At 55.9% G+C, this 26,322-nt stretch carries 29 protein-coding genes and 1 pseudogene; 10 read left to right on the top strand and 20 right to left on the bottom strand.

Annotation, left to right across the window (positions count from 1 at the left end; genetic code table 11):
• Positions 1-67: 67 nt before the first annotated feature.
• From ybgF to aspS, 12 genes are all read right to left on the bottom strand, one after another.
• Positions 68-877: a tol-pal system protein YbgF gene (gene ybgF / locus PMYSY11_RS07340; protein WP_069901634.1), complete on the bottom strand. Its 810-nt coding sequence runs from the start codon at positions 875-877 to the stop codon at positions 68-70.
• 6 nt (positions 878-883) lie between these two features.
• On the bottom strand, positions 884-1,381 hold the full coding sequence (pal, locus tag PMYSY11_RS07335) for a peptidoglycan-associated lipoprotein Pal (RefSeq protein WP_069901633.1): 498 nt from the start codon (positions 1,379-1,381) through the stop codon (positions 884-886).
• A gap of 55 nt (positions 1,382-1,436) precedes the next feature.
• A complete protein-coding gene (gene tolB / locus PMYSY11_RS07330; RefSeq protein WP_069901632.1) occupies positions 1,437-2,735 on the bottom strand; it encodes a Tol-Pal system beta propeller repeat protein TolB in 1,299 nt (432 codons plus the stop codon).
• Positions 2,732-3,760 (bottom strand): cell envelope integrity protein TolA, encoded by a 1,029-nt coding sequence (gene tolA, locus PMYSY11_RS07325; protein WP_090515809.1) that lies wholly within the window; start codon positions 3,758-3,760, stop codon positions 2,732-2,734. The genes tolB and tolA overlap by 4 nt, the downstream gene beginning before the upstream one ends.
• Positions 3,760-4,212: a protein TolR gene (tolR, locus tag PMYSY11_RS07320; protein WP_090515807.1), complete on the bottom strand. Its 453-nt coding sequence runs from the start codon at positions 4,210-4,212 to the stop codon at positions 3,760-3,762. The genes tolA and tolR overlap by 1 nt, the downstream gene beginning before the upstream one ends.
• Before the next feature lie 32 nt (positions 4,213-4,244).
• Complete coding sequence (gene tolQ / locus PMYSY11_RS07315; protein ID WP_069901629.1) at positions 4,245-4,940, bottom strand: protein TolQ; 696 nt, start codon at positions 4,938-4,940, stop codon at positions 4,245-4,247.
• Positions 4,941-4,942: 2 nt separating this feature from the next.
• Positions 4,943-5,395, bottom strand: coding sequence for a tol-pal system-associated acyl-CoA thioesterase (gene ybgC / locus PMYSY11_RS07310; protein WP_069901628.1), 453 nt, complete (start codon positions 5,393-5,395; stop codon positions 4,943-4,945).
• Between the two features lie 174 nt (positions 5,396-5,569).
• On the bottom strand, positions 5,570-6,622 hold the full coding sequence (gene ruvB, locus PMYSY11_RS07305; protein WP_069901627.1) for a Holliday junction branch migration DNA helicase RuvB: 1,053 nt from the start codon (positions 6,620-6,622) through the stop codon (positions 5,570-5,572).
• The gene (gene ruvA, locus PMYSY11_RS07300; protein WP_150548740.1) at positions 6,619-7,230 is read right to left on the bottom strand and encodes a Holliday junction branch migration protein RuvA; all 612 of its coding nucleotides are present in this window, start codon (positions 7,228-7,230) and stop codon (positions 6,619-6,621) included. Before ruvA ends, ruvB begins: the two co-directional genes overlap by 4 nt.
• Before the next feature lie 102 nt (positions 7,231-7,332).
• A complete protein-coding gene (gene ruvC, locus PMYSY11_RS07295; RefSeq protein WP_069901625.1) occupies positions 7,333-7,857 on the bottom strand; it encodes a crossover junction endodeoxyribonuclease RuvC in 525 nt (174 codons plus the stop codon).
• Positions 7,858-8,074: 217 nt separating this feature from the next.
• Positions 8,075-8,824 carry a YebC/PmpR family DNA-binding transcriptional regulator gene (locus PMYSY11_RS07290; RefSeq protein ID WP_069901623.1) on the bottom strand — a complete coding sequence of 250 codons (750 nt, stop codon included), beginning with the start codon at positions 8,822-8,824 and terminating at the stop codon, positions 8,075-8,077.
• A gap of 62 nt (positions 8,825-8,886) precedes the next feature.
• Positions 8,887-10,662 (bottom strand): aspartate--tRNA ligase, encoded by a 1,776-nt coding sequence (gene aspS, locus PMYSY11_RS07285; protein ID WP_069901622.1) that lies wholly within the window; start codon positions 10,660-10,662, stop codon positions 8,887-8,889.
• Positions 10,663-11,127: 465 nt separating this feature from the next.
• On the opposite strand from aspS, the gene PMYSY11_RS07280 reads away from it, so the two are divergent.
• From PMYSY11_RS07280 to PMYSY11_RS21865, 3 genes and pseudogenes are all read left to right on the top strand, one after another.
• Positions 11,128-11,598 carry a Dps family protein gene (locus PMYSY11_RS07280; protein WP_069901621.1) on the top strand — a complete coding sequence of 157 codons (471 nt, stop codon included), beginning with the start codon at positions 11,128-11,130 and terminating at the stop codon, positions 11,596-11,598.
• Between the two features lie 282 nt (positions 11,599-11,880).
• Positions 11,881-12,201: pseudogene (locus tag PMYSY11_RS22030) on the top strand (cold shock domain-containing protein membrane protein); the annotation flags it as partial.
• Between the two features lie 57 nt (positions 12,202-12,258).
• On the top strand, positions 12,259-12,486 hold the full coding sequence (locus tag PMYSY11_RS21865; RefSeq protein ID WP_239655588.1) for a cold-shock protein: 228 nt from the start codon (positions 12,259-12,261) through the stop codon (positions 12,484-12,486).
• A 71-nt stretch (positions 12,487-12,557) separates the two neighbouring features.
• On the opposite strand, the gene PMYSY11_RS07270 is transcribed toward PMYSY11_RS21865, so the two are convergent.
• Positions 12,558-12,764, bottom strand: a complete 207-nt coding sequence (locus PMYSY11_RS07270) for a SlyX family protein (RefSeq protein ID WP_069901619.1) — start codon at positions 12,762-12,764, stop codon at positions 12,558-12,560.
• Positions 12,761-13,192: an HIT family protein gene (locus PMYSY11_RS07265; RefSeq protein WP_069901618.1), complete on the bottom strand. Its 432-nt coding sequence runs from the start codon at positions 13,190-13,192 to the stop codon at positions 12,761-12,763. Before PMYSY11_RS07265 ends, PMYSY11_RS07270 begins: the two co-directional genes overlap by 4 nt.
• A 780-nt stretch (positions 13,193-13,972) precedes the next feature.
• Here PMYSY11_RS07265 and PMYSY11_RS07260 point away from each other — a divergent pair.
• Entirely contained in the window at positions 13,973-15,271 is a 1,299-nt protein-coding gene (locus PMYSY11_RS07260; RefSeq protein ID WP_150548738.1) for an OprD family porin, read from the top strand.
• Positions 15,272-15,363: 92 nt separating this feature from the next.
• On the opposite strand, the gene PMYSY11_RS07255 is transcribed toward PMYSY11_RS07260, so the two are convergent.
• Positions 15,364-15,807: a PaaI family thioesterase gene (locus PMYSY11_RS07255; RefSeq protein WP_090513204.1), complete on the bottom strand. Its 444-nt coding sequence runs from the start codon at positions 15,805-15,807 to the stop codon at positions 15,364-15,366.
• Positions 15,808-15,880: 73 nt separating this feature from the next.
• Here PMYSY11_RS07255 and PMYSY11_RS07250 point away from each other — a divergent pair, with 73 nt between their 5' ends.
• Positions 15,881-17,596: a proline--tRNA ligase gene (locus tag PMYSY11_RS07250; RefSeq protein ID WP_150548737.1), complete on the top strand. Its 1,716-nt coding sequence runs from the start codon at positions 15,881-15,883 to the stop codon at positions 17,594-17,596.
• A 26-nt stretch (positions 17,597-17,622) separates the two neighbouring features.
• Positions 17,623-18,576 (top strand): hypothetical protein, encoded by a 954-nt coding sequence (locus PMYSY11_RS07245; RefSeq protein WP_090513209.1) that lies wholly within the window; start codon positions 17,623-17,625, stop codon positions 18,574-18,576.
• 41 nt (positions 18,577-18,617) lie between these two features.
• Here the strand turns inward: PMYSY11_RS07245 and PMYSY11_RS07240 are convergent, their stop codons facing one another.
• Together PMYSY11_RS07240 and PMYSY11_RS07235 are read right to left on the bottom strand one after the other, a co-directional pair.
• Entirely contained in the window at positions 18,618-18,893 is a 276-nt protein-coding gene (locus PMYSY11_RS07240) for an acylphosphatase (RefSeq protein WP_150548736.1), read from the bottom strand.
• A gap of 3 nt (positions 18,894-18,896) precedes the next feature.
• Positions 18,897-19,376, bottom strand: a complete 480-nt coding sequence (locus PMYSY11_RS07235; RefSeq protein ID WP_090513212.1) for a TlpA disulfide reductase family protein — start codon at positions 19,374-19,376, stop codon at positions 18,897-18,899.
• Positions 19,377-19,406: 30 nt separating this feature from the next.
• Here PMYSY11_RS07235 and PMYSY11_RS07230 point away from each other — a divergent pair, with 30 nt between their 5' ends.
• On the top strand, positions 19,407-20,813 hold the full coding sequence (locus tag PMYSY11_RS07230; protein ID WP_150548735.1) for a PilZ domain-containing protein: 1,407 nt from the start codon (positions 19,407-19,409) through the stop codon (positions 20,811-20,813).
• Here the strand turns inward: PMYSY11_RS07230 and PMYSY11_RS07225 are convergent.
• On the bottom strand, positions 20,795-22,027 hold the full coding sequence (locus tag PMYSY11_RS07225; RefSeq protein WP_090513218.1) for a virulence factor BrkB family protein: 1,233 nt from the start codon (positions 22,025-22,027) through the stop codon (positions 20,795-20,797). The two genes, PMYSY11_RS07230 and PMYSY11_RS07225, sit on opposite strands and share 19 nt — an antisense overlap.
• Before the next feature lie 118 nt (positions 22,028-22,145).
• Here PMYSY11_RS07225 and arsC point away from each other — a divergent pair, with 118 nt between their 5' ends.
• From arsC to PMYSY11_RS07210, 3 genes are read left to right on the top strand one after another with little or no spacing between them, the layout of a single operon-like run.
• Positions 22,146-22,499 carry an arsenate reductase (glutaredoxin) gene (gene arsC / locus PMYSY11_RS07220; protein WP_069901610.1) on the top strand — a complete coding sequence of 118 codons (354 nt, stop codon included), beginning with the start codon at positions 22,146-22,148 and terminating at the stop codon, positions 22,497-22,499.
• On the top strand, positions 22,496-23,101 hold the full coding sequence (wrbA, locus tag PMYSY11_RS07215; RefSeq protein ID WP_069901609.1) for an NAD(P)H:quinone oxidoreductase: 606 nt from the start codon (positions 22,496-22,498) through the stop codon (positions 23,099-23,101). The genes arsC and wrbA overlap by 4 nt, the downstream gene beginning before the upstream one ends.
• On the top strand, positions 23,094-23,501 hold the full coding sequence (locus PMYSY11_RS07210) for a DUF2069 domain-containing protein (RefSeq protein WP_069901608.1): 408 nt from the start codon (positions 23,094-23,096) through the stop codon (positions 23,499-23,501). The genes wrbA and PMYSY11_RS07210 overlap by 8 nt, the downstream gene beginning before the upstream one ends.
• 690 nt (positions 23,502-24,191) lie before the next feature.
• On the opposite strand, the gene hda is transcribed toward PMYSY11_RS07210, so the two are convergent.
• Both hda and PMYSY11_RS07200 read right to left on the bottom strand, forming a co-directional pair.
• Positions 24,192-24,896 carry a DnaA regulatory inactivator Hda gene (gene hda / locus PMYSY11_RS07205; RefSeq protein WP_069901607.1) on the bottom strand — a complete coding sequence of 235 codons (705 nt, stop codon included), beginning with the start codon at positions 24,894-24,896 and terminating at the stop codon, positions 24,192-24,194.
• Positions 24,897-25,135: 239 nt separating this feature from the next.
• Positions 25,136-26,206 (bottom strand): AI-2E family transporter, encoded by a 1,071-nt coding sequence (locus tag PMYSY11_RS07200; RefSeq protein WP_150548734.1) that lies wholly within the window; start codon positions 26,204-26,206, stop codon positions 25,136-25,138.
• Positions 26,207-26,322 lie beyond the last annotated feature (116 nt).

The following is a 26,322-nucleotide window of genomic DNA, read 5'->3' as shown; positions in this document are numbered from 1 at the left end:
AGCAATAAAGCCCCAATGAAAAGCCCGCGATTCTCGCGGGCTTTGGGAAAACGCTTGAAGCATGGGTTTATTGTAAACGCTGTAAATCACGTTGCGCCAACTGCGCCGCCGAAGTGCCCGGATATTGGGCAATGACTTGCTGCAGAATGCCTTTGGCCTTGTCGGTATTGCCCAGACGTTTCTCGACGTCTGCCAGTTTGAACAGCGAATCCGGCACTTTGCTGTGCTGCGGATACGCCTGACTGACGCGGGCAAATGCCTGACTGGCACCTTGCAGATCGCCCTTGGCAAGATTCACTTCACCCAACCAGTACTGCGCGTTACCGGCGTACTGGCTGTCTGGGTACTTACGCAAAAACGCGGTAAAGGCCTGGCTGGCCTTATCGAAGTCTTTGGTTTTGATCAGGTCGAAGGCAGCGTCGTAAAACAGCTTCTCCTTCTCCGGATCTGCAGGCGCGCTAGCCGCTGACGACGCTTGCCCGGCATTATTGCCAGACGCGGCCTCAGGGGTGCCAGCACTGGCATTACTTGAATTCTGGGTGGCAGCCGGTGCGGCCCCACTGCTCAGTCGCGAATCGAGATCTTTATAACGCTCAAGATTCTCTTGTTTCATGCGACGGATTTCATCTTGCTGTTCTTCAACCATCCCGCGCAAACGCCCGAGTTCATCTTGCATTTGCTGCAACTGGTTGAACAACATGCCTTGCGCTGAGGCCGGGGCCGAAGCCCCGCCCCCAACGTAGGCGCCGCCCGTGTTGTTGCTATCAGATGTATACATGGCGCTGCCGCCATTGTTATCCACCACAGGAATCTCAGCCTGCGCCAGAAGCGGCAAACTGAGTGCAAAAACGGCTACAACACGGCGGCAATTTCGCATGTCGAATTACTTACGCAGTTCTACGCGACGGTTCTGAGCCCACGACTGCTCGTCGTTGCCAGTAGCAACTGGACGCTCTTCGCCGTAGGAAACCAGTTCCAGCTGTGCAGGCGAAACGCCCTGCAGAACCAGGTAACGCTGAACGGCTTTAGCACGACGCTCGCCCAGGGCGATGTTGTATTCGCGGGTACCGCGCTCGTCAGTGTGGCCTTCCAGAGCTACGCGCGAACCGTTAGCTTTCAGGTCTTTGGCGTGAACGTCCAGAGCGCGCATGGCTTCTGGCTTCAGGTCAGAGCTGTCGTATTCGAAGTAGAAAGTAGTGATAGCGCGCAGTGCCGCTTCTTCGCTCAAGCTACCGTCTACGGAACCAGTGTCAGCACCGTAACCAGCGTTCGGGTCTACAGCGCCTTCGCCAGCGGTGTCGCCACCTTTAGACGAACAACCAACGGCTACAGCCAATGCCAGGCTGAGTGCTGCAAACTTGCCAAATTTCAACATATCCATCATGTAACTCCTCAAGAACCCCAGTGTGTTAAGCAAATTGTTTTAAAGCGCCGCATCAGTTCAGGAAAGGGGACCAGGAAGGCTCTCGAACTTCGCCTTGAGCGGTAGGAAGAGGGAGCCTTACGCGACCGTTCACGGACGCTAACATCAAGACTCCCCGACCCTGCTGGCGGGTTGCGAAGATTATCATGGTGCCATTAGGCGCAACAGTAGGCGACTCATCCAAATTTGTATCTGAAAGAATTCGCACATTGCCGCGCTGCAGATCTTGTGCTGCAACTTTAAAGTTGGTGAAACCTTCCTGGCGATGAACCATTACCAGGGTTTTTTCATCAGCAGATAATTGCGGACTGGCGTTGTAGTTTCCTACGAAGCTGACCCGCTCAACCGAACCACTGTTGATGTTTGTTTTGTAGATCTGCGGCTTACCACCACGGTCAGACGTGAAGTAGATCGTCTGCCCATCTTTACCCCAGAACGGTTCGGTATCGATTGCGTAATGGTTGGTCACCCGGCGCAAGCTCTTGGAGCCCATGTCCATTACATAAATTTCAGGATTGCCATCGCGCGACAAGACAAATGCCAGGCGATTACCATTCGGCGACCAGGCCGGAGCACTGTTCAAGCCTTCAAAGCTGGTGATTTGTTCGCGACGACCGGTGTCGATGTGCTGCACGAAAATACGCGGGCGGCGCTGCTCGAACGACACATAGGCGATGCGATTGCCATCCGGTGCAAAGCTTGGCGACAAGATTGGCTCACGCGACTGTAACAACGTCACTGCACGCGCACCGTCGTAGTCCGAACGTTGCAAAGTGTAGCGGGTGTTTTCAGCCGAGAAGCGTTCAGCGGTGACATACAGCAGACGCGTCGAGAACGCGCCCTTGACCCCGGTGAGCTTCTCGAACGACTGATCCGAAATATGGTGCGCCATGTCGCGCAGCTGCTCGGTCGTGCCGCCGACGCTGCCGGTCAGAACCTGCTGCTGGGTGGCCACGTTCAACAGGGCGAACTGCACCTGAATACGGCCACCGCTTGGCACCATATTACCGACCAGCACATATTGCGCGCCCAGCGCTTGCCAGTCGCGGTAGATGACCTCGCCTGCCGTGGTCGGCAAGCTGATCATGTTCTGCTTTGGAATCGGCTCGAACACGCCGGAGTTGCGCAGGTCCTTGCCAATAATTTCGGCAATATCATCGGGCAACACGCTGCCGCCCTGCCATCCAAATGGCACAACGGCGATCGGCGTCGCGCGATCGGTACCCGAGCTGATCACCAGTGGATCAGCTGCCTGAACTGCGCCGACCATCATGGTCAGGCTCAGCAGGACGATACGTATCAGGGTATTCACAGATCTAAATCCTCCGGTTTGAATACAGCACGACGTTTGCGGTAGAGCTTGTCGAACGTCGCACGGTCAAGTTGTTGCATTTCAGAGATACGACCCACGTTACGCACCGCCTGCACGGCTGAGCTGTCGAACGGTCCATCGCCACTTGAGCGAGTAACACTGGCGTTGGTGATAGTGCCATCCGGTAGCATCTCTATCGTGACTTCTACGCTCATCCCGTTACGGGCTGAAGGTGGACGCCGCCATTGCTCACTCACCAGCTTGATTATCAAATCATCCAGATTACCGGCCACCTGATCACCTACGGTATCAGCCATTGCCTGCTGATGGGTTACATCATCCGACAACAATTCGGCCAGTGCCGCTGCCTTCTTGTCTTCCAGCGCTTTGCGCTTGGCCTCTTCGCCTGCCTTTTTCTTGGCGGCCTCATCGGCTTTCTTCTTGGCATCTGCAGCCGCTTTCTTCTTCGCGTCTTCAGCAGCCTTTTTCTTAGCATCTTCAGCCGCTTTCTTCTTGGCGTCCTCAGCTGCTTTCTTTTTAGCGTCTTCAGCGGCCTTTTTCTTGGCCTCTTCTTCGGTTTTCTTCTTGGCTATATCGGCCTGCTTCTTCTGTTCTGCAGCTTTTGCCGCTTCAGCCTTCTTCGCAGCATCAGCTTGCTTTTCGGCTTCTGCCTTTTTAGCCGCTTCGGCTTTTTGAGCCTCATCGGCCTTCTTTTGTTCCGCCGCTTTTGCCGCCGCTACTTTCTGCTGCTCGGCCTTTTTCTGCTCCAGCTGCTCTACCTCGTACTGTGGAGCCGAGGTTTTCTTGGTTTCGCCAGCAATCTTCTGATTCGTTTGCTGGGTGGCCTGGCTTTGCGATTTCAACTGGTACAGGGTCGCCTGCACAATCGGCCGCGCAGGCGGCAGGTCCGGTGCAAAAGCGAAGCTGACAAAGAGCATGCCGAAGATCAATACGTGCAGGGTTATTGCCCACACTACCGGCCAAAAATAGCTCTCTGACGTTGTTGGCTCACGTTGCTCACGCATCAAGGGGCCTCAGTTATCAGCCCGACGTTACCAACGTCAGCCTTCTGCAAGCCGCCCATCGCTGACATCACCGTGCCGTAATCAACAGATTTATCACCGCGTACAAACACCTGCACTGTTTTGCCCTGACGACGGCTTTCGGCAATGATCGCCGTGACCGCTTTGGTCATGTCATCAAGGGTTACCGCCTTATCCTGCACGGTATCAGTATCAACCTCGGTGCCCATATTCCAATAGAAGGTCTTGTCGGCCTTGATCGAAATAGTCAGCACCTGCGAATTATTGTCTTGCGGCAAGGCTTCGCTGCTGACTTTCGGCAGATCGACCTTAACGCCTTGATTGAGCATGGGCGCAGTCACCATGAAAATAACCAGCAGCACCAACATCACGTCGATGTACGGCACCACGTTCATTTCGGCGACTGGCTTGCGTCTGTTACGAATTCTGGCCATGGCTTATAGAACCTTTTGAGTGAGCCAAGGACTTATTCGTCCGATGCGTGAACTTTGCGGTGCAGGATCGCCTGGAACTCATCAGCAAAGGTGTAGTAACGGGCAATGAACATCTCACCGCGCGACGAGAAGCGGTTGTAGGCAATAACGGCCGGGATCGCGGCGAACAGGCCAATCGCGGTGGCGATCAGTGCTTCGGCAATACCTGGCGCTACGGTTGCCAATGTTGCCTGCTGCACGGTGCTCAGGCCGATGAAGGAATTCATGATGCCCCACACGGTGCCGAACAGACCCACATACGGGCTGGTTGAGCCAACGGTGGCGAGGAATGGCAAGCTGGTTTCAAGCTTCTCTTCTTCACGCGAAATGGCTACGCGCATGGCGCGGGCAACGCCGTCCATGACCGCATCGGGATCGACATTGGTTTGCTGACGCAGACGCGAGAACTCTTTGAAGCCGGCGCGGAAAATCTGCTCCAGACCTGAATCCGGGTCCGGGTTGCTGCCCGCCTGACGATACAGCTTGGACAAATCGATACCCGACCAGAAACGCTCCTCGAAGCTGTCGAGTGCGCGCTTGGCGGCACGCAACATGGTGGTACGTTGGAAAATCATCACCCACGAGGTGACCGAAGCCGCCACAAGGGTCAGCATTACCAGCTGTACAACCAGACTGGCATTGGTGATCAAACTCCACATCGACATGTGGTCAACGGCGTTGGCTTCCACGCTTACTCTCCTGCTTCAGGTCGACCCGCGCCACCCTGCTCGGCAAAAGCCTTACGCAGCATGTCCGGAATGGCCCGGGGTTTTAAATTATCGGCGCGCACACAGGCCACCAGAAACTGCCCTTCACAGAGCAGTGCATCATCCACAACCCGCCGAACCTGTTGACGAAAACGCAGGCTTGCACGGTTTAATTCAATAACTTGGGCACTGACCTCAATTTCATCATCCAGCCGTGCCGGTGCGTGGTAACGCACCTCGGTTGAATGCACGACGAATAACAGGCCCTCACCTGCGAGCGTGTGCTGGGAGAAGCCCAGATTACGCAGTCGCTCGGTGCGAGCCCGTTCCATAAACTTGAGGTAATTAACGTAGTAGACGATACCGCCGGCATCGGTGTCTTCATAGTAGATACGACAACGATGAGCGAACGGCGGGACTCCGTTTTGTGCGCGCATACTCTAGTGCTAGCTCCTCAACTTGCCAATGGGTCTGAGCAAGTATTTTTAACTATTTTTTTCGCCGCCTGACGCCGAGGCAGTAAGCCGCAGTTCTGAGACCGACATGTGGCACTTTGATTCACTCAAATGGGAAATTTTTTCATTCCCCGCCGAGCTTAGCGCAAGTTGTGCTTATTCATCCGCCGCATCAAACAGGTCAGCCGTCGGCAAATCGCCCATCCGCTTCGGCGCATTCAAACCAAAGTGTAAATAGGCATGCCGGGTCACGACCCGACCGCGCGGTGTACGCATGATGTAGCCCTGCTGAATCAGGTAAGGCTCCAGCACATCTTCAATGGTGTGACGCTCTTCGCTGATGGCCGCCGCCAAGCTGTCTACACCCACCGGCCCGCCATCGAACTTCTCGATCATGGTCAGCAGCAAACGCCGATCCTGATGATCAAAGCCGCGCTCATCGACATCCAGCAGGTTCAGCGCCAGATTGGCGATCTCCCGGCTGATATCGCCCTTGCCGCGCACTTCGGCAAAGTCGCGAACCCGACGCAACAGGCGATTGGCGATTCGCGGCGTGCCGCGTGCGCGCCGGGCAATCTCGACAGCGCCCTGCTCGACAATCGGCAAGTTCAAAATGCCGGCGGATCGCTGAACAATCGTCGCCAAATCTTCGGTGTTGTAAAACTCTAACCGCTGCACGATGCCGAAGCGATCACGCAGTGGATTGGTCAGCATGCCCGCCCGTGTCGTAGCGCCGACCAGCGTGAACGGCGGCAGATCGAGCTTGATCGAGCGCGCCGCCGGACCTTCACCGATCATGATGTCGAGTTGGAAATCTTCCATCGCCGGATACAGCACTTCCTCGACGATCGGCGAGAGGCGATGAATTTCGTCAATAAACAGCACATCGCCAGGCTCCAGATTGGTCAGCATGGCTGCCAGATCACCTGGCCGCTCCAATACAGGGCCGGATGTGCTCTTGATGGAAACGCCCATTTCTTCGGCGATGATATTGGCCAGCGTGGTTTTACCCAGACCAGGCGGGCCAAAAATCAGCGTGTGATCCAGCGACTCTTTGCGCGCCCGAGCTGCTTCGATGAATAACTCCATCTGCTCGCGCACAATCGGCTGGCCAATGTATTCGGCCAGGCTCAGCGGGCGAATAGCACGGTCAACCTGCTCATCACGGTCACGCGTGCTGGCGGTAATAAGGCGGTCAGCTTCGATCATTTAGCAATCATTCCCTTCAGGGAGGCGCGAATCAATTCTTCACTGCTCATGCCGTCCTGCTTAACGGCCGACACCGCGCGGCTGGCTTCCTGCGGCTTGTAGCCCAATGCAATCAGCGCACTCACGGCGTCATTTTCAGCGCTCGGGGCAAGGCTTGGCATCGCACTCGGCAGCACCAATCCAGCCATTTCCGGCACAGTTTCCCATGCTTTGAAGTGGTCTTTGAGCTCAACCAGCAGCCGCTCGGCGGTTTTCTTGCCAACGCCCGGCACCTTGACCAAGGTGGAGGTATCTTGCGCCTGCACGCAACGCACCAACTCATCGACCTCTAACCCCGACATCAAGGCCAGCGCCAATTTTGGGCCGACACCATTAAGCCGAATCAGCTCGCGAAACAGCTCACGCTCACGACGCTCGAAGAAGCCGTACAACAACTGAGCATCCTCGCGCACCACTAAATGCGTGTGCAGGGTTACCGGCTCGCCCAGCGCGGGCAGGCGATAAAGGGTCGACATGGGGACTTCGAGTTCATAGCCAAGGCCATTTACATCGACGATCAGATGCGGCGGTTGCTTTTCCGCCAAGGTGCCGCGCAAACGTCCAATCACAGCTACATCCTTGAATGTTCAGTCATGCTCAGGCTATCGCCGAGCGCGAATACTTTAAATTTGATCTAAACCCACCATTGCACAGCAACCAATGCCGCGCAATTACAGACGCAATCGCCCGCCCCGGCGCTTGGCCCCCGCCAAACCATGGGGAATAAGGCTCTGGCGATGATGCGCGTGACACAAGGCAATCGCCAGCGCATCCGAGGCGTCGATTTGCGGTTTTTTTACCAGTTTGAGCAAATGCATGACCATCATTTGCACTTGCTCTTTATCCGCCCCGCCGCTGCCCGTAACGGCCTGCTTGACCTGAGTGGCAGTGTACTCAGCCACGTCCAGCCCTGCCTCGACACCCGCCACAATCGCAGCACCCCGCGCCTGGCCCAGCTTGAGCGCCGAGTCGGCATTACGCGCCATGAATACTTGCTCGATGCCCATGGTTACCGGGCCGAATGTTTCGATAACTTCACGCACGCCACGGAAAACGATTTGCAGTCGCTCGGGCAACGGGCCGCTGCCGGTGCGAATACAGCCGGACGCCACGTATTCACAGGTGCGCCCCGTGTCGCGGACAATGCCGTAACCGGTAATACGCGACCCCGGATCAATGCCAAGAATCAGCGTCACGCCCGACTCCCAAACCACTCACGCTGCAACAACCCAACCACGTGGAACTCCTTGCTGACGATGCAGATGAACTCTTTATAAAGCTTAAGCCCAGCTGTTGCGCAGATAAAAAAAACCGGAGCAAGCTCCGGCCTTATTCTTTGGAACATCTGAAGAAGATCGCGAGCGACAAGCGCACTCGGCAAAACCTGCCTTGCGGCGTCCTTCTTCGGCTGCATCAACCCAGCTGAACCATAACTTCTTCAGGAATATCAGCATTGGAGTAGACGTTCTGCACATCGTCGAGATCTTCGAGCATATCGATGAGTTTGAGCACCTTCTGCGCCGTCTCGACCTCGGTCAATTCTGAGTAGATCGACGGGATCATGCTCACCTCAGACTCTTCGGCCTTGTAACCAGCAGCCGTTAACGCCTCACTCACCGCGATAAAATCGGCAAAGCTGGTGAACACATCCACCGAACCGTCGTCGTTGGTGACCACATCATCCGCACCGGCCTCAAGCGCAGCCTCAAGCAATGCCTCTTCATCAACGCCTGAAGCAAAGCTGATCTGCCCTTTGCGGTCGAACATGTAAGCAACCGAACCATCGGTACCGAGATTGCCGCCGCACTTGGTGAACGCATGGCGAACCTCTGCGGCCGTGCGATTGCGGTTATCGGTCATGGCTTCAACGATGATGGCTACGCCATTGGGCGCGTAACCTTCATAGCTGAGCTCCTCGACCTTGTCGCCATCGGTTGAGCCAACACCACGAGCAATGGCGCGATCAATCGTGTCTCGCGTCATGTTCGCCGTCAGGGCTTTATCAACGGCCAGGCGCAAACGTGGATTATCCGCAGGGATACCACCGCCCTGACTGGCCGCAACTGTCAGTTCACGAATGAGTTTGGTGAAAATCTTGCCGCGCTTGGCGTCTTGACGACCCTTGCGGTGCTTGATGTTCGCCCACTTGGAATGACCTGCCATAACAACTCCAACCTTATTACCTGTGAGCGCCGGGAAACCCGGCGCTCAGTCTTGTTGCGGTTTTACTCAGCCTTTGGCTGCTCGCGCAAACGGATGTGCAGCTCGCGCAGGGCCTTGTTATCCACTTCACCCGGCGCTTGCGTCATGACGCAGGCAGCACTCTGGGTTTTCGGGAAGGCGATAACTTCACGAATCGACTGTGCACCAGTCATCAGCATCACCAGACGGTCCAGACCAAATGCCAGGCCACCGTGTGGTGGCGCGCCGAACTTCAGGGCGTCGAGCAGGAAGCCGAACTTCTCTTCCTGTTCAGCCGCTTCAATGCCGAGCAGACGGAAGACCGCTTGCTGCATTTCCTTGCGGTGAATACGGATCGAACCGCCGCCCAGCTCGGTGCCATTGAGCACCATGTCGTAGGCACGCGAGAGCGCGGTGGCCGGATTGGCCTGCAGCTCATCCGGTGTGCACTTCGGTGCGGTGAACGGGTGATGCAGCGCGGTGAAGCTGCCATCTTCGTTCTCTTCGAACATCGGGAAGTCGACAACCCACATCGGCGCCCACTCGCAGGTCAGCAGATCAAGGTCGGTGCCGAGCTTGATACGCAGTGCACCGAGCGCCTCGCAAACGATCTTGGCTTTGTCTGCGCCGAAGAACACGATGTCGCCGTCAACCGCGCCTACGCGATCAAGAATGACATTGAGGTTTTCCAGCGGGATGTTCTTGACGATAGGCGACTGCAAACCTTCAACGCCGCTCGCACGGTCGTTGACCTTGATGTACGCCAGACCGCGGGCACCGTAGATGCTGACAAACTTGGTGTAATCGTCGATCTGCTTGCGCGGCATGCTCGCGCCGCCTGGCACACGCAGAGCCGCAACGCGGCACTTCGGATCGTTGGCCGGGCCGCTGAATACTTTGAATTCAACGTCCTTGAGCTGATCAGCCACATCAACCAGTTCCATCGGGTTACGCAGGTCCGGCTTATCGGAGCCGTAGCGGCGCATGGCCTCTTCGAAGGTCATGTGCGGGAACTCACCGAACTCGACGTTCAGCACTTCCTTGAACAGCTGGCGCACCATCTTCTCGGTAATGCCCATGATCTCGGTTTCGTCGAGGAAGCTGGTCTCGATGTCGATCTGGGTAAATTCCGGCTGGCGATCAGCGCGCAAGTCTTCGTCACGGAAGCATTTGGCGATCTGATAGTAACGGTCGAAACCGGCCACCATCAGCAGTTGCTTGAACAGCTGAGGCGACTGCGGCAATGCGAAGAAGCTGCCCGCATGGGTGCGGCTAGGCACCAGATAGTCACGTGCGCCTTCTGGAGTTGCGCGAGTCAGGATCGGCGTTTCCACGTCGAGGAAGCCGTTTTCATCCAGGTAACGACGAATGCTGGTGGTGATGCTGGAACGCAACTTGAGCTTGGCGGCCATTTCCGGGCGACGCAGATCGATGAAGCGATAGCGCAGACGAGTCTCTTCGCCCACATCGCTGTATTCGTTCAGCGGGAATGGCGGGGTTTCAGCTTCATTGAGCACTTCGAGGTCATAACCCAGCACTTCGATTGCGCCAGAGGCCATGTTCGGGTTTACCGCACCCGCCGGACGCAGACGCACCTTACCGGTGATCTTGACGACATATTCGCTGCGCACCTTATCGGCGGTGGCAAATGTCTCGACACGGTCAGGGTCGAAAACCACCTGCGCCAGACCTTCACGATCACGGATATCAAGGAAGATGACTCCGCCATGGTCGCGGCGACGGTGGACCCAGCCGCAAAGGGTGATTTCTTGACCGTCCAGGCTCTCGTTCAACTGGCCGCAATAGTGGCTGCGCATCATGATAGTAATCGCTTCTCTGAGTCTTGATTTCGTTGGGCCGCGAGCGTCGCGGCGCGCTATATCTGGCGGTACTGCCACGCTCTATTCCCCTGTTAAAGGATGACGCGAAGCAGGTACTGCGATGTTCTTGGTTTACCCGTCACTGCATAAACCGTGGCAAAGGGCGAGATTATATAGCGTTCGGACAACTCTTGCAGCCGCGAGCGTTGCTAGCCGTCACATGCCAGTAATGTACCCGGCAATAAATGGTCTCGACAGCGCCCGGCGCACCATTAACAATAGAGAAATTGCGTGCAGCCATGGCGTTATGTGCAATCATTTTGATAGCTGAGTGAACCAAAACGGACTAAGAAGCCTCTACATATAACGCATCTGGCATAAGCTGAAATCATCCGGCAACGGCTCGCGTGCTAGCCTCGGGCTAACGAACGCAGCAGCCCCGCCCAACGTGAAAGGAGAAGTGGCATGGAAATCAATATCGGTATCAACGAGCAGGATCGTGCCGCCATTGCAGAAGGCCTGTCCCGCCTGCTGGCTGACACTTACACCCTGTACCTGAAGACCCATAATTTTCACTGGAACGTCACCGGCCCGATGTTCAACACCCTGCACCTGATGTTCGAAGGTCAGTACACCGAATTGGCGCTGGCAGTTGACGATATTGCCGAGCGCATCCGCGCTTTGGGCTTCCCGGCTCCCGGTACTTATGCAGCCTACGCGCGCTTGTCTTCTATTAAAGAAGAAGAAGGCGTGCCAAGCGCTGAGGAAATGATCAAGTTGCTGGTTGAAGGTCAGGAAGCTGTCACCCGCACAGCGCGCGGTATTTTCCCGCTGCTGGATAAAGTCAGCGATGAGCCGACTGCCGACCTGCTTACTCAGCGCATGCAAGTGCATGAGAAAACCGCATGGATGCTGCGCAGCCTGCTGGCAAGCTAAGCCTTGCACCCGAAAAGCCCGGCGCCGCCGGGCTTTTTCACATCAAATGGCCACCACTCATCGTATCCACACCCGCAAACCTGTGAAATCACCCCTCAAAAAAGCCCGACACATTTGAGTACCCCCAAGCTTTGCTGTTAAATACGCCGCGTGTCGCTGCCCCTCATTCTACGGGCAACGCATAGGCAGATTTCGCACGTTCTCCAAGCCTTCTTCTCTGTGGCAACACCTGCGAATCCGCTCTTCCTAGTGATCCGTATCTTATAAGTGAGCTGAACCAACATGCTTAAAATCGTCCACCTGGTAACAGGTATCGCCGCGTTACTCCTTTCATTCGTACCCGCTCTGGGCAATACCGCCCCATCAATGCTGCAACATCCTGACGCTCTGTATCTGATCCTCTTTGCCATGACCAGCCTGATTCTGGCTCCGCAACTGCCAATCTGGCATCAGGGCTCCCGTGCTGCATTGCAGAATCTGGTCTCTGTACTGTTAATTCTCGCCACCGCTCTGCAAGCATTGGCTTTGCTGGCCCCACTGACAGAAATCGCCGGCCAGCCAGCAATTCTCTTCAGCCTTGCCATTGCCGCCCTGGGCGTTTTGCTGCACCTGATAATCAATATTCGCTTGCAACCACGCACCAGCAGCAAATCAACAGCTATTGCTGGCGACCGTGAAACAGGCACCGTGAAGTGGTTCAATACATCCAAAGGTTTCGGCTTTATTTCGCGCGACTCCGGCGATGATATTTTCGTCCACTTTCGCGCAATCCGCGGCGAAGGCCATCGTGTTCTGGTCGAAGGCCAGCGCGTAGAGTTCTCGGTCATGCAGCGCGATAAAGGCCTGCAAGCTGAGGATGTTATCGCAGCACTGCCAACTCGCCGCTAAGCGAGACTGGCCATAAAAAAACCCGCAATAGCGGGTTTTTTTATGCTCAAGCGAAACTCACTGATTAGATTTCAATAATGCGGCGGTGGCGCGTCGTCCTGGGAAATACCAGAGCCAGCACTCAACTCCTCCTGACGTTTGGCAAGCATTTCCAGCTGCAAGCGCATACGCTCCAAGACCTTTTGCTGCGCAACCAGCTCATCATTCAACGCCTGGATAGTGTCATCCTGAAATGCCAGACGGCTTTCAAGCTCATTGATACGCTCTTCAGTCGTCACTTAGCCACCTCGGCAAACGTGAAATCGTCTGCCAGCACGCCGCGCAACTTGGCCGTGATCGCGGCTATCTGCTCATCGCTGTAGGGTATGGCCGAATGCTTCCCCCAAACAGGAGCAGGCCATGCCGCATCAGCGCGACGCCGAACAATCACGTGCATGTGCAACTGCGCCACCATGTTGCCCAGCGTCGCAACATTCATTTTATCCGCGGCAAAGGTGTCCTTGAGGGTAGCCGCCAGCTCGCTGGTTTCATTCCACAGCAGCGCCTGATCGGCCGTGTCGAGCTGAAATATCTCACTGACCTCTTCGCGCCTGGGCACCAGAATAAACCAAGGGTAATTGGCATCATTCATCAGCAATAACCGACACAGCGGAAAATCCCCGATCAAGACAGTGTCTTGCTGCAGTCGTGAGTCCAAGGCAAACATAAACTTCTCCGGTATCGCCATTAATAGTGATCATTCTAGCGGCTCAGCCGGCCAACTGCGCCGCCGTCAATAAGACTGCAACAACAATTCAGCAGAATGAACCTGACATAGCCGTAAGTTTACCCGCTTCGCCTCAGCCACGCGCCGTTGCGCTGAAAACCCGAGACTCCATGAAGGGCACCGACGCACCAAAATACGGCGAATTTCATTAACTTAAGCGCAACCCGTGCACCATTTTGTTACCACTTAGCACTTGAAAGCTCAAAAAATGTTACCTGCTGGCCACTTAACAGCATAAGTTGACTTTAAAATCAGAAAAAACGACACCCACAAACAGCTTCACATCGGGACTTATTTTGCACCGTTAAATACAGCGCAAAGCACCGGATTAAAGGGCTCAAACGGTGATCGAGACACTCTAAAAGAGGCTGCATTTGAGGTTTTCAAATATTTATTAGAGCAACTGCGCATTTTGTGCACGACTCTTGCTTTCTGTCACTGCAATGCCAGACGGGTGCCATTCCCACTAGCAAAGCAACTTGTAAATAGTATAAAAATAGCCGAAATGGGTGCTTTAGAAAGCCCATGGGAAACTATAGAATTGCGACACCCTTCAGTTATATTTGCGACACCAAGCTGAAGAAAGCGCAACGTTAACAACGCAAGTATCGCCATAATTAGTCGCGTGTTATAAGTTTAGCGCCGACACAAAAAGAAAGAGCCGCCCATACAACAATTAATTGGGTAGCGCAACTCTTCTAAACCAAAGGAGCAGTCACGATGCAAGTGATGAAGTGGAGCACAATCGCCCTGGCAGTAGCCGCGGGCTCGACGCAGATGGCTTTCGCCTCTAGCCAATCCGAATCGAACGGTTTTATCGAAGACAGCAGCTTCGACATCTTCAACCGCGTTCTGTACATGAACCGTGACTTCCGCAACGGCGCTAGCAACACTGCTGGCTCTGGTAATGGCTACCGCGAAGAAACTGGCTGGGGTCTGCGCACCCTGTTCGAATCTGGCTTCACTCAAGGCACCATCGGTGTAGGCTTTGACGCTCACACTCTGAGCAGCCTGGCACTGGACAGCGGCCGTGGCCGTTTCGGTACTGGCCAGTTCGATCAGTCGAGCGACGGCAGCGCTGAAAAAACCCAGACCGAAGTTGGTGGCGCGATCAAGTTCCGCGTTTCCAACACTGGCCTGAAATACGGTAGCCAGTTTGTTGGCAGCCCAGTGTTCAGCACTGACGACAGCCGCATCCTGCCAGAAGTTGCAACCGGTACTTACCTGGTCAGCAACGAAATCGAAGGTCTTGAGCTGTCTGGCGGTCGTTTCACTGCAATGAGCAGCCAAACTTCGACTGACCGTGACACCTTCGAACTGAAAGCAGCCAACATCTACGGTGCAAACTACGCCTTCACTGATAACCTCAGCGCTGGCCTGCACTACTCTGACGTTGAAGACTACTGGAAAAAGACTTACCTGAACGTCAACTGGAACCTGCCGATCGCAGAAGGCCAGAACCTCAACTTCGACGTTAACGGTTACCACACCAAGGGTGACGGCCAGGAACTGGGCGCTACTGACGACGGTAAAGGCGGCCTGTCTACCGATAACGACCTGTGGAGTATCGCAGCAGCTTACGGTATCGGCGCTCACACCTTCACCGTTGCTTACCAGCGTTCTACTGGTGATGCATCCCTCTACAACTACGGTGTAGACGGCGGCGGCACCATCTGGGTTGCCAACTCGGTTCAGTACTCTGACTTCGTAAGCCGTGACGAGCAGTCTTACCAGGCTCGCTACGACCTGAACATGGCTGAATACGGCGTTCCAGGCCTGAGCTTCATGGCTCGTTACATCTACGGTGACAACATCGACACTGGTGTTGCTGGCGAAGAAGGTAAAGAGCACGAGTTCGACTTCGAAACCAAATACGTGATCCAGAGCGGCGCAGCTAAAGACCTGTCGTTCCGTATCCGTAGCGCGATCTACCGTGCCAACGATGCACAGAATGACTTCTACTCTGCTGACGTGAACGATTTCCGTTTCATCATGGACTACCCGCTGGACGTGATGTAATTCAGTCTTGACTGAATAGCAGCACACAAAAAACCCGGCTTCGGCCGGGTTTTTTATTGCTCAAAATTTAAACAAACAGCAATTAAACAGGATTAAAGCGGCAGTGCATAAGTCCCTGTTACATGCGCCACTAATTCGCCTTCATTGCCTGCGCTGTAAAGCAGAACTTCACAAACTGCCTGACGCTTACTTAAGCGCAAGATGCGTGCATCGGCCAATAAGTCTACCGGCTGAGGCTTGACCAGAAAGTTGATATTCAAATTAGAAGTGACTGCCATTTCGACTCGCCCCAGTCGTCCCATCACGACGGCATACATGGCCGCATCGGCCAGCGCCATCATGGTTGGCCCTGAAACAGTGCCACCGGGGCGCACCAATCGGGTGCTGAATGGCACACGCGCCAACACCCCTTCCGAATCCAGCCGCTCAATGCGTAAATCCAGATCCTGCGCCATCGGCAAACCGGCATGAATTACGTCTTGTACTTCTTGTGCTGTTAACACACGCCCCTCCCTATGCCCATCTATAAGCTGCATCCTATACGCAACCGAATCATCACCGTACAATGCCGACCTAATAAAGTCTTTGCAATCGGTAGACCCGCCAATCATGCGTACCAGTCAATTCCTGCTCTCGACCCTGAAAGAAACCCCTAGCGATGCCGTAGTTATCAGCCACCAGTTGATGCTCCGCGCCGGGATGATCCGCAAACTTGCCTCCGGCCTCTACACATGGCTGCCGATGGGCCTGCGCACCCTGCGCAAGGTCGAGAAAATTGTGCGTGAAGAAATGGACGCAGCAGGCGCATTGGAAGTATTGATGCCCGGCATTCAGCCTGCCGAACTGTGGCAGGAGTCTGGCCGCTGGGAACAGTACGGCCCAGAATTGCTGCGCATGAAAGACCGTCACGGCCGTGATTTTTGTGCAGGCCCAACTCACGAAGAGGTGATTACCGACCTCGCGCGTAACGAGCTGAACAGCTACAAGCAGCTGCCGCTGAACATGTACCAGATTCAGACCAAATTCCGCGACGAAATCCGTCCGCGTTTTGGCCTGATGCGTGGCCGTGAGTTCATCATGAAAGATGCCTACTCTTTCCACGCCGACCAAGCTTCGCTGCAGGTCACCTACGACCGCATGCATCAGGCTTACTGCAACATCTTCAGCCGCCTGGGCCTTGATTTCCGCCCAGTACAGGCCGACACCGGCTCGATCGGCGGCACCGGCTCACACGAATTCCATGTACTCGCAGACTCCGGCGAAGACGACATCGCGTTCAGCGACAGCTCGGATTACGCCGCCAACATCGAGAAAGCCGAGGCCATTCCACGCGAAACCAGCCGCGGCGCAGCAACCGAAACAATGCGCCTGATTGATACGCCGAACACCAAGACCATCAGCGCTCTGGTTGAAGGTTTTGATCTGGCCATCGAAAAAACCATCAAGACATTGGTCGTGCATGGCGCCGAAGAAGGCAAGCTGGTTGCGCTAATTGTGCGTGGCGATCATGAGCTTAACGAAATCAAGGCCGCCAACCTCGAGCAGGTCGCCAGCCCGCTGGTTATGGCCAATGAAGATGAAATTCGTGCAGCGATTGGTGCAGGTCCTGGCTCCCTTGGCCCGGTCAATCTGCCAATTACCTGCATCATTGATCGCTCGGTTGCGATGATGAGCGATTTCGCGGCCGGTGCGAACATCGAAGACAAGCATTACTTCGGCGTTAACTGGGAGCGCGATCTGCCGCTGCCGGAAGTGGCAGACCTGCGCAACGTGCTGGCCGGTGATCCGAGCCCGGACGGCCAGGGCACACTGGTTATCAAGCGCGGCATCGAAGTCGGCCACATCTTCCAGTTGGGTACCAAGTACAGCCAGGCCCTCAACTGCCAGGTGCTGGGCGAAAACGGCAAGCCCGTTACCCTGACCATGGGTTGCTACGGCATCGGTGTTTCCCGCGTGGTCGCGGCGGCTATTGAGCAGAACTTCGACGAGCGCGGCATTCTCTGGAATGACACACTGGCGCCGTTCCAGATCGCGCTTGTGCCACTGCGTTACGAAACCGAAGTGGTACGCGAAGCAACCGATAAGCTGTATGCAGACCTCACCGCAGCCGGCTTTGAAGTTTTGCTCGATGACCGTGACAAAAAGACCAGTCCGGGCATCAAATTCGCAGACATGGAACTGATCGGCATTCCGCATCGCATCGTGGTCAGTGACCGCAGCCTTGCCGAAGGTAACGTGGAGTACAAGAGCCGCACGGAAACCGAGGCTCAGGTGATCCCCGCCGCAGACATCATGGCGTTTATTCAGGCCCGTATCAGCCGCTGATTTCAGCACCATTACCAAGAGTCATCATGCTCAAGCGAAACACCTTGCACCTGGGCGGCGCAGCACTCTGCTGCGCCCTCTTCCTCAGCGGCTGTGCCAACCAGCTCCCGCAACGCAGCGAACACGAGGAACGCATCGAGCGTAAGTTGCTCGATCACAGCCTGCTAATCGATGCCGGCGAACCCAAGACACTGGGTTTGCCGCAACGGCGCGTGCGTGTGCACGAACAAAAAACCTTTGAGGTAACCGCCTTCGAGGTCACCCGCCGTTATGATCGCTACACGCCTTATCAACCGTGGCGCGAACTGTACGAGATCCCTCTCGGTGCGGTAGCAGTCGTGGCCGGCGTGGGCGCCAACGTATTGAATGTGGTGCTGCTCGGCAGCCTGCCGGATACGGTCACCAAGGACTGGATCAGCTACGGCTTTGCCGGGCTCAACCCGTTCATCAATGCCGAATCCAATGGCCGCTCACAGCAGAATCTGGCGAGTATCGACGAGCAACGCCTGGATACGCGCATGGAGTACACCAGCATGCCGTGGGCTGAGCGCCCGGTCACAGTCACCGCTGCCGGCAAGGATCACGAACTGCTCACCGACCGCAACGGTATCTTGCGCATCAACTTGCTCGACAATCCCTTTGCCGATCAGGACAGCGCTCGCCTTGGCACACTGCTGCTCACCGTCACCGACGAGCAGAGTGATACCAGTGCGCACGCCAGCCTGATTGTCAGCCATACCTTGCGCGGCAAATTGGATGAGGCGCACCGCCTGATCTACGACGACCTCGAAGGCGATGACACCGCTGAATGGGTGCATCGGGTGAAGCGGCTATCCGAACTGGGATTGGAAGAAGAAGCCAGCGAGCTTGAACAAAGCCTGATCGAGCTGACACGCAACGACCCTGAACTTCAGGAAGGCTTTCTGAGAGCCCTGACCCAGGATGCCGGCCGCCTGGTTGCGGACCCTGCATCGCTGTAAACAAGCCAACGGCCCGCGTATCCAGCGGGCCGGTCTCGGTATTATCGACGCACAATGAAACCGGCAATGCCTTGCAGCGGTTGCTCTGTAAGGCTGACCTCGCTGACGTCAGCTGCTTGCGGCCCTTGCTTAAGCCACTCGACAAACGCCTCGACAGCGTCCTGCTCGCCCTCACATAAAACCTCAACGCGTGAATCTGCAAGGTTACGCGTCCAGCCGTTAAGCTCAAGTTCTTCCGCCTTTTCAGCGGTTGCCTGGCGATAGCCAACGCCCTGCACAAGACCGCTGACAAACCCATGCATACAGATTTGCGCCATACCTTATCCCTCGTCACGCAGTGCTTGCAGGCGCTTGGTAATGCCCGCAGCGGTTTGCTCACCCAGCAGCCGTTCGCGCATCTGGCCTTTATCGTCGACTATATAGGTGACAGGTAATGCCTCGGCGCGCGGCAATTTGAAGCGTGGCGCCGGATCTTCTTCAAGAACCGTAAACTTGATACCCATTGCATCACTCGCCGTACCTAGCTCTTTACCGCGCAAGGCATCAAAATTAACCCCCACGACCTGCACGGATTCCTTTGCCAGCTGACTGCTCAAGGCATTAAGCTCGGGGATCTCGGTGCGGCAAGGTGCACACCACTCGGCCCAATAATTAATAACCAGCCACTGCCCTTGCAAACGTTCAGCCGCGACCTTCTGACCGTGTTGATCAAGCCCGACATCGTCGCTGCAGGCGATAAGAATAAGACAAGCAAATACCGTTATGGATGAACGTAGAAACGTCTGGAAAGCATTACCCATGCATTCGATCCTCGTGCGCTCGGGGGTGGCATGACACTCGATGCCTTGCGTCTGGAAGTGGCGGAGATAAGTGAGCAAAACGCCGACTCATTGACTGATCTTAGCCTGCAACTGGCGCAAGCTCGGGAGATGCCGATTGAATCGGCCCTCAGCAGCATCACGCGCTTACTGCACCGCCATAATCGCAGCCCGATGACCTTACTAGAAAGGCAAAGGGCACTGCAAAGTTTCAGTGACGCGTTCCGTCACTACTCCAGCCAGAACTCAAGCCAAATCCGGCTTGGCCAGGCCTTCATCCAACTCTGCGAAGAACTGGCTACGGGCTTTAAAAGACTGCTGTTGCAGATACTTCAGAGCAAGCATCCTTCACGCCCTCATCTGGCGTGGTGCCTGTACATGACGCTGCAATTTCTTGCCCAGAAGATGCTGCGTAACCACCAACTGTATCAGGAGCCGCACCCCAACTTATGGCGTGACAGCCACATAATCTACTGGCTTGGCCAGCATCAGCAATGCCTTGACGATCCCATCGCGGCGGCATTCGTACCTACTCCGGCCGATACCTTGCGCGGCCTTTACCAGCAAATGCTGCTTGCCGCGCTGAGCAACCCTTTCCATCTGGCCGAAAACCAGTGTCTGGAACTGTTCAGTGCACTCGCACCGTTAGCTCAACATGCTGTGCTGTTGCCTTGGGAGCGTGAAGACGATCCCAGTGGCCCGACAATTGACCTGACTGAATCACAGCCTTATCTGACGGTCACACAAACGCCAGAGGGCAGCGTCGAGTATTTGCGTCGCTTTGAATTGGGCGCGCTGTTAATCGCCTTGCAGGAGCCTTCCCCCCTGCAAAGCAGCAAAGAGCACGCATTACTGCAGGAGGTTCAGCAGCACTGGCTGGGCCGCCAGCAACGTCGCCACCAACGCCTAGAGCACGAGCAGAGCTGCCATTTGGTCGCCGGACTACAGGCTATTCACGCGCAGCTGTTAGAACAGCGGCCCATGAAAATTCCAGGACTGATTCAGGATGCCAGCCCAGGCGGCGCCCGACTGCTGTGCAGCGCCGAGCAGAAGACCAAGATCAGCGTCGGCCAATTGGTCATTTTACTGACTGACAGCGTGATCCCCACGCTGGCACTGGTGCGCTGGCGTCACATCAACGCCGAGGGCATGCACTTCGGGCTGCGCTACCTAAAAGGGCTGCCCAAGCCCATCTGGCTGCGGCGCACGCCCAGCGCGCAAACCCATCCGGGCATTTTGCAAAGCACACCGGCGCAAGACAGTGCCTGGCATCATGGTTTATGGCTGCCGACCGGGCAATTTGTCGAGGGCGAGAACGTCTGGCTGCAAATGAACAACATGCACCACCAGAAAATACTGCCGCTGCCAACGGCGAACCTCGAAACTGTTTGCGTCACGCGCTATCCCGTAGTGCTTTGAGGCTCACCTTGTAACCAGCTGCTCAGGCTGTCATCAAACAGACGGCCCTGCTCCTCATCAAGCTTGAGCAATGCCTGACGAAATGCCGGATACCAAGGCTCGTCGAGATTTTCCGGCAACTGTTCCGGGCGCGGCAATGGCCACGGGCTGTGGTTAATCAGGCGCTGCATGCTGTAGGTATTGATATCGCGGCTCAACAACCAGCGCCCGGCCCCGATTGGTGCAACCAGATGCTGGCGCTCCAAGTATTCCAAGGCCTCCTCCCATTCATGCTCAGGCAAATTCCAGCCTTGGCGTTGAACATCACGCAACCGCACCTTCAGGCCGGACTGCTGACGATCATGGAAAACCCGCAGGATACCGAGCACAACCAACAGCTTGGGCATGGCCAACTTGCGCCACTGATACGAGGATGACAGGTTGCAGACCAACTCTGCACCGATCAGCACAATCAGCCAGGACAAGTAAATCCACAACAAAAACAACGGCACGGTGGCAAACGCTCCGTAGATGAGCTGATAGCTCGGGAAGATCCGCACATACAAACCAAACAGCGATTTGGCCACTTCGAACAATACTGCCGTGAACAGCCCGCCAATCAGAGCGTGCTTCAACGGCACGCGCGCATTCGGCACCGTGGCGTAAAGCAAGGTGAATGCCGCCGTACTGAACAGCAACGGCATAAAGCGCCAGAGCAACTCGGCGTTGATCAACGCGTCAGGCCCGGAAAGAAGCGCCAACGAACCCACATAGGTACTGATCGCGAACCCGGCACCGAGCAGGATCGGCCCCAGACTCAAGATCGCCCAATACAGCAAAAAACTCGAAACCCCGCGCCGTGGCTGACGCACGCGCCAAATGGTGTTGAAGGTCTTCTCGATGGTGACCAGCATCAAGAACGCCGTGACCGCCAGAAAAATCACCCCGACCCACGTCAGCTGCCTGGCCTGCGTAGTGAAGTCGCGCAGATAGTCCTGCACCATCTCGCCGGCGGACGGTACGAAATTATGGAAAATGAATGTTTGTATTTGCTCGCTCATGCCCTGAAACGCGGGCACGGTTGAAAGCATCGAGAAGGTCACGGTCATCATTGGCACCACCGCAAACAGCGTGGTGTAGGTCAGCGCAGCCGCATTGTTGGCGCCCCGATCCGCCAGAAATCGCTGAATCAGAAACCGCCAGAATTCGATCCAGTTTTTAAAACGCTGAAGCATGCCCTCTCCTTAGCCAACAGCCATAGCGTTTAAGACACGCAATGCGCCGAGGTGTTCAGACTTACACCCCTCATGAGGTTAGAATAGCCGCCACCTGATGCAACATGCGAGCCCTCTCATGACCGATCTGACGCTATATCACAACCCGCGCTGCTCCAAATCCCGCAGCGCCTTGCAGATACTCGAAGAACGCGGCCTGACTCCGACCATCGTGCGCTATCTCGAAACGCCGCCTAGCGCTGATGAACTGACAGCGCTGCTGCGCAAACTCGACATGCCGGCCCGCAGCCTATTGCGCACCGGCGAAGAAGAATACAAAGCCCTTAATTTGGCTGATGCCACGCTCACCGAACAGCAGTTGATTGACGCCATGGCGGCCAATCCCAAGTTGATCGAGCGACCGATTCTTATCGCCGGTGATCGCGCCATTGTCGGCCGACCGCCCGAGCGGGTTCTGGAGATTCTAGCGTGAGCACACCTTACGTACTGGTGCTGTATTACAGCCGCCACGGCGCAACCAGCGAGATGGCTAAGCTAATCGCCCGCGGCATCGAAAAAGCCGGCATGGAAGCCCGCTTGCGCACCGTGCCCGCAATCTCGACCGAATGCGAAGCGGTTGCCCCGGCAATTCCTGAAGAAGGCGCGCTGTATGCAAGCCTCGACGACCTGAAAAACTGCTCAGCTCTGGTGCTCGGCAGCCCTACGCGCTTTGGCAACATGGCTGCGCCACTCAAGTACTTCCTTGATGGCACCAGCAGCCTTTGGCTAACCGGTGAATTAGTCGGCAAACCTGCTGGGGTATTCACCTCAACCGCCAGTCTGCACGGCGGTCAGGAAACAACTCTGCTGTCGATGATGCTGCCGCTGCTGCACCACGGCATGCTGATAACCGGACTTCCTTACAGTGAGTCTGCCCTGCTCAACACCCAAGGGGGCGGCACACCTTACGGTCCGAGCCACTATGCTGGCGCAGACGGCAAGCGCGCGCTGGATGAACACGAGAAAACCCTGTGCCGCGCACTGGGTGAGCGTATAGCCCGTACCGCAATCAAACTGGAGGCCGGTCGTGGCTAAAGCGAAAAAACCACTGCCGAGCCTTGAGTGGCTACAGCCACGTGTGCAAGCCAGCCGCATCATCAGCCTCGTGCTGTTCGTAGCATTGGCGCTGCTCATCGCAGTGTGGAACCTGGGTTTCGCCGATCTACACGGCGCCCGCACCTGGGTGGTCATGTGCATCCAGTTACTGCCATTGCTGCTACTCGCGCCCGGTATGTTTCTGGGCCATGCACGCGGTCATGCGTGGACCTGCTTCGTGATCAACCTGTACTTCATACAGGGCATCCTCGCGGCAATCGACCCAAGCAGGGCCGTGTTTGGCGTGCTGGAAACCATCATCAGCTTCAGCCTGTTTTGCAGCGCCCTTCTATACACCCGCTGGAAATTTCAACAAGATCGAAAGCTTTCTGGTGAGTGATGTAGGAGCCACTGTGAAGGGCTGCGCGGCGCGATTGCGGCGTTAAAAAGCTGCTCAAAATGCTCATTTACTTTACGTAAACTCCGCGTTTGAACAGCTTTTTGCCTTGCACTCCCACCGCTCGTACCTACACAAAGGCTCACCCGAAGGCCGCGTGAAGCTGGAAGCTTAATTAAGGGCAGAGGCTTTGGTTAGAAGCAGAGCTAAAGATGGACGCAGGTGCAGAGCGCGTCCCGCTCCAACCAAAAAATCGCGCTTTTGCCTTAGAAGCCCTTAACCAAAAGCCCTCCCGCTCTCCAGCCCTACGGGGTTTTGTGACGGGGAAAATCTGGTTTTCTGGCGAGGCGAGCGTAGGCTAGGCAAGGCCGATTCGTGGGCGGGGCGCGAAGCTTACTCATGTAAGTGAGCGTTCCGAGCGCTAATCCAACGCAGCATGGCGCAAAGATGGCGCGAGTGCTGCGCCCCCACCAAAAAATCGCGCTTTTGCCTTGAAAGCTCTTAACCAAAAGCCCTCCCGCTCCCCAGCCCTACGGGGTTTTGTGACGGGGAAAATCTGGTTTTCTGGCGAGGCGAGCGTAGGTCAGGCAAGGCGGATTCGTGGGCGGGGCGCGAAGCTTACTCATGTAAGTGAGCGTTTCGAGCGCTAATCCAACGCAGCATGGCCAAGCGCAGCCGCCAGAAAACAGATTTTTACCAGCCGAGGGTTTCTTTTAGGAACGGAATTGTCAGCTTGCGCTGGGCTTGAAGGGAAGCATGGTCCAGGCGCTCGAGCAGATCGAACAGCGAGTTCATGCTGCGCTCACCGCGCGTGAGAATGAAGCGCCCTACTTCATCACTCAGGTGTAGCCCGCGGCGCGATGCACGCAACTGCAGGGCACGCAATTTGTCTTCATCTGAGAGCCCTTGCAGCTGGAACACCAGCGCCAGAGTCAGGCGAGATTTCAGATCGGGTAGTTTGACGGCCAGCTCACGCGGCGAACTGTTCGCGGCCAGCAGCAACTTGCGGCCACTGTCGCGCAGGCGATTGAACAGATGGAACAGCGCTTCTTCCCAATCCTTGCGCCCAACCACACACTCCAGATCGTCAAGGCAGACCAGCTCGCAACGCTCAAGGTTGTCGAGGAGCGACGGGTTGAAGTCATCAACCTGACTGAACGGCAGATACACCGCCAACTCACCACGCTGCTCGAAGCGCAGGCATGCAGCCTGGAGCAAGTGGCTACGGCCAACACCGTTATGCCCCCAGAGATAAATAAGACTTTCCGCCCAGCCGGCTTCAGCCTCACAAAGACGCTCGACATAGCCTAGCGCCGCAGCGTTAGCTCCGGGATAGTAGTTGGCAAAGGTGGCGTCATCACGCAGACGCACACCGAGTGGCAGCTGAATTGGGTTCATGCGGATTTTGGCGGTTCCTCAGAATCGCCAGCAGGCTCTCCATAAAGTAGTCAAAGTTTATAGGCTTCGGAGGGCTGTGTCATTGCTGAATTTTTCTGCTCGATTCAAAGGCTTAGGCTCTCTAGCCCGCTCAAACTTGGACCATAGCCCCCACCGGTTTTAGACGGCCTCCCTCACAAGAAGGCCACCGATCAAGCTGCCTGTCGATACAGCAATGAACCCGCCGAAACTCCTCCTAATCAGTCGATTGGCTCTTCGACTCCATAGGCGCGTGAGTGCTTATAAAAGACATGGGCATGACGTAGCAAAACCATGATAACGGCTGCTGCAGGCAGGGCTAAAAGTACGCCGGTGAAACCAAACAGCTGACCTCCGGCCATAATTGCGAAGATGACCGCCACCGGATGCAGGCCGATACGGTCACCCACCAGCCAAGGCGTGAGCAGCATGCCTTCCAGCATTTGCCCGACAATAAACACGCCCGCGATTGCCAGCAGCGGATAGAGATCAACGCCAAACTGGAATAAACCGGCGGCCATTGCCGCGCTCACGCCGACTGCAACGCCCAGATAAGGCACGATACTGGCCAGACCGGCGAGCACGCCGATCAGTAAGCCAAGCTCCAGGCCGATGCTCATCAGGCCGATCGCATAGATGGTTCCCAGCGCCACCATGACCATTAACTGGCCGCGCAAGAAAGCACCGAGTACTTCGTGACACTCGCCCATCAAGCCAACTATGCGCTTCTCGCTGGAACGTGGCAGCATGCCGCGAAGTTTTGCCATCATCACGTCCCAATCGCGCAGTAGATAAAAACCCACCACCGGAATCAGGAACAGATTTGCTAGCCAGGCGACTACCGCCACGCTAGAGGCAGTGACTTTAGACACGATCAGCCCAACGAAATCGGTGGTCTTGCCAAGATTGCCCGACAACGCCTGCTTGAGTTTGTCGAACTGCCAGAAATCATCGGATAGCCCTAGTTTAAGCTGCAACCACGGCAGTGCGCTGTGCTGAACCCAGTCGATAATCTGGGGAAGTAGTTCGTAAAGGCGCATTAGCTGCTTGCCCAGAAGCGGAATCAGCACCAAAAGAGCCACCATCGTGACCAGCGTGATCAGCGCAAATACCACAACTACGCCCCAGGTACGGGACATTCCCCAGCGTTCGAACCGGTCGACCAGCGGGTCGCCGAGGTAGGCGATAAACATGCCGACGACAAACGGCGACAGGATCGGCAGCAGCAAGTACACCAGCCAAGCCGTCAGTAGCAGCCCAGCCAACCATAGCCAACGTGTTGATTCCTTCATGCAAGCGCCTCAACCGAGTATTAAGAGAAAAGATCATACGACTATAAAAGAAACAAACCGCCAGAGGTTTTCGGGCGGTTTGGGAGAGTCATCACTGATAACAGTGAATTAGCTGG

The sequence above is a fragment of the Pseudomonas marincola genome, assembly GCF_900682675.2.
In the GTDB taxonomy this organism is placed as follows: Bacteria; Pseudomonadota; Gammaproteobacteria; order Pseudomonadales; family Pseudomonadaceae; genus Aquipseudomonas; species Aquipseudomonas marincola.
The sequence above is the reverse complement of the archived record's forward strand: the minus strand, read 5'-3'. Positions and strand labels throughout refer to the sequence as shown.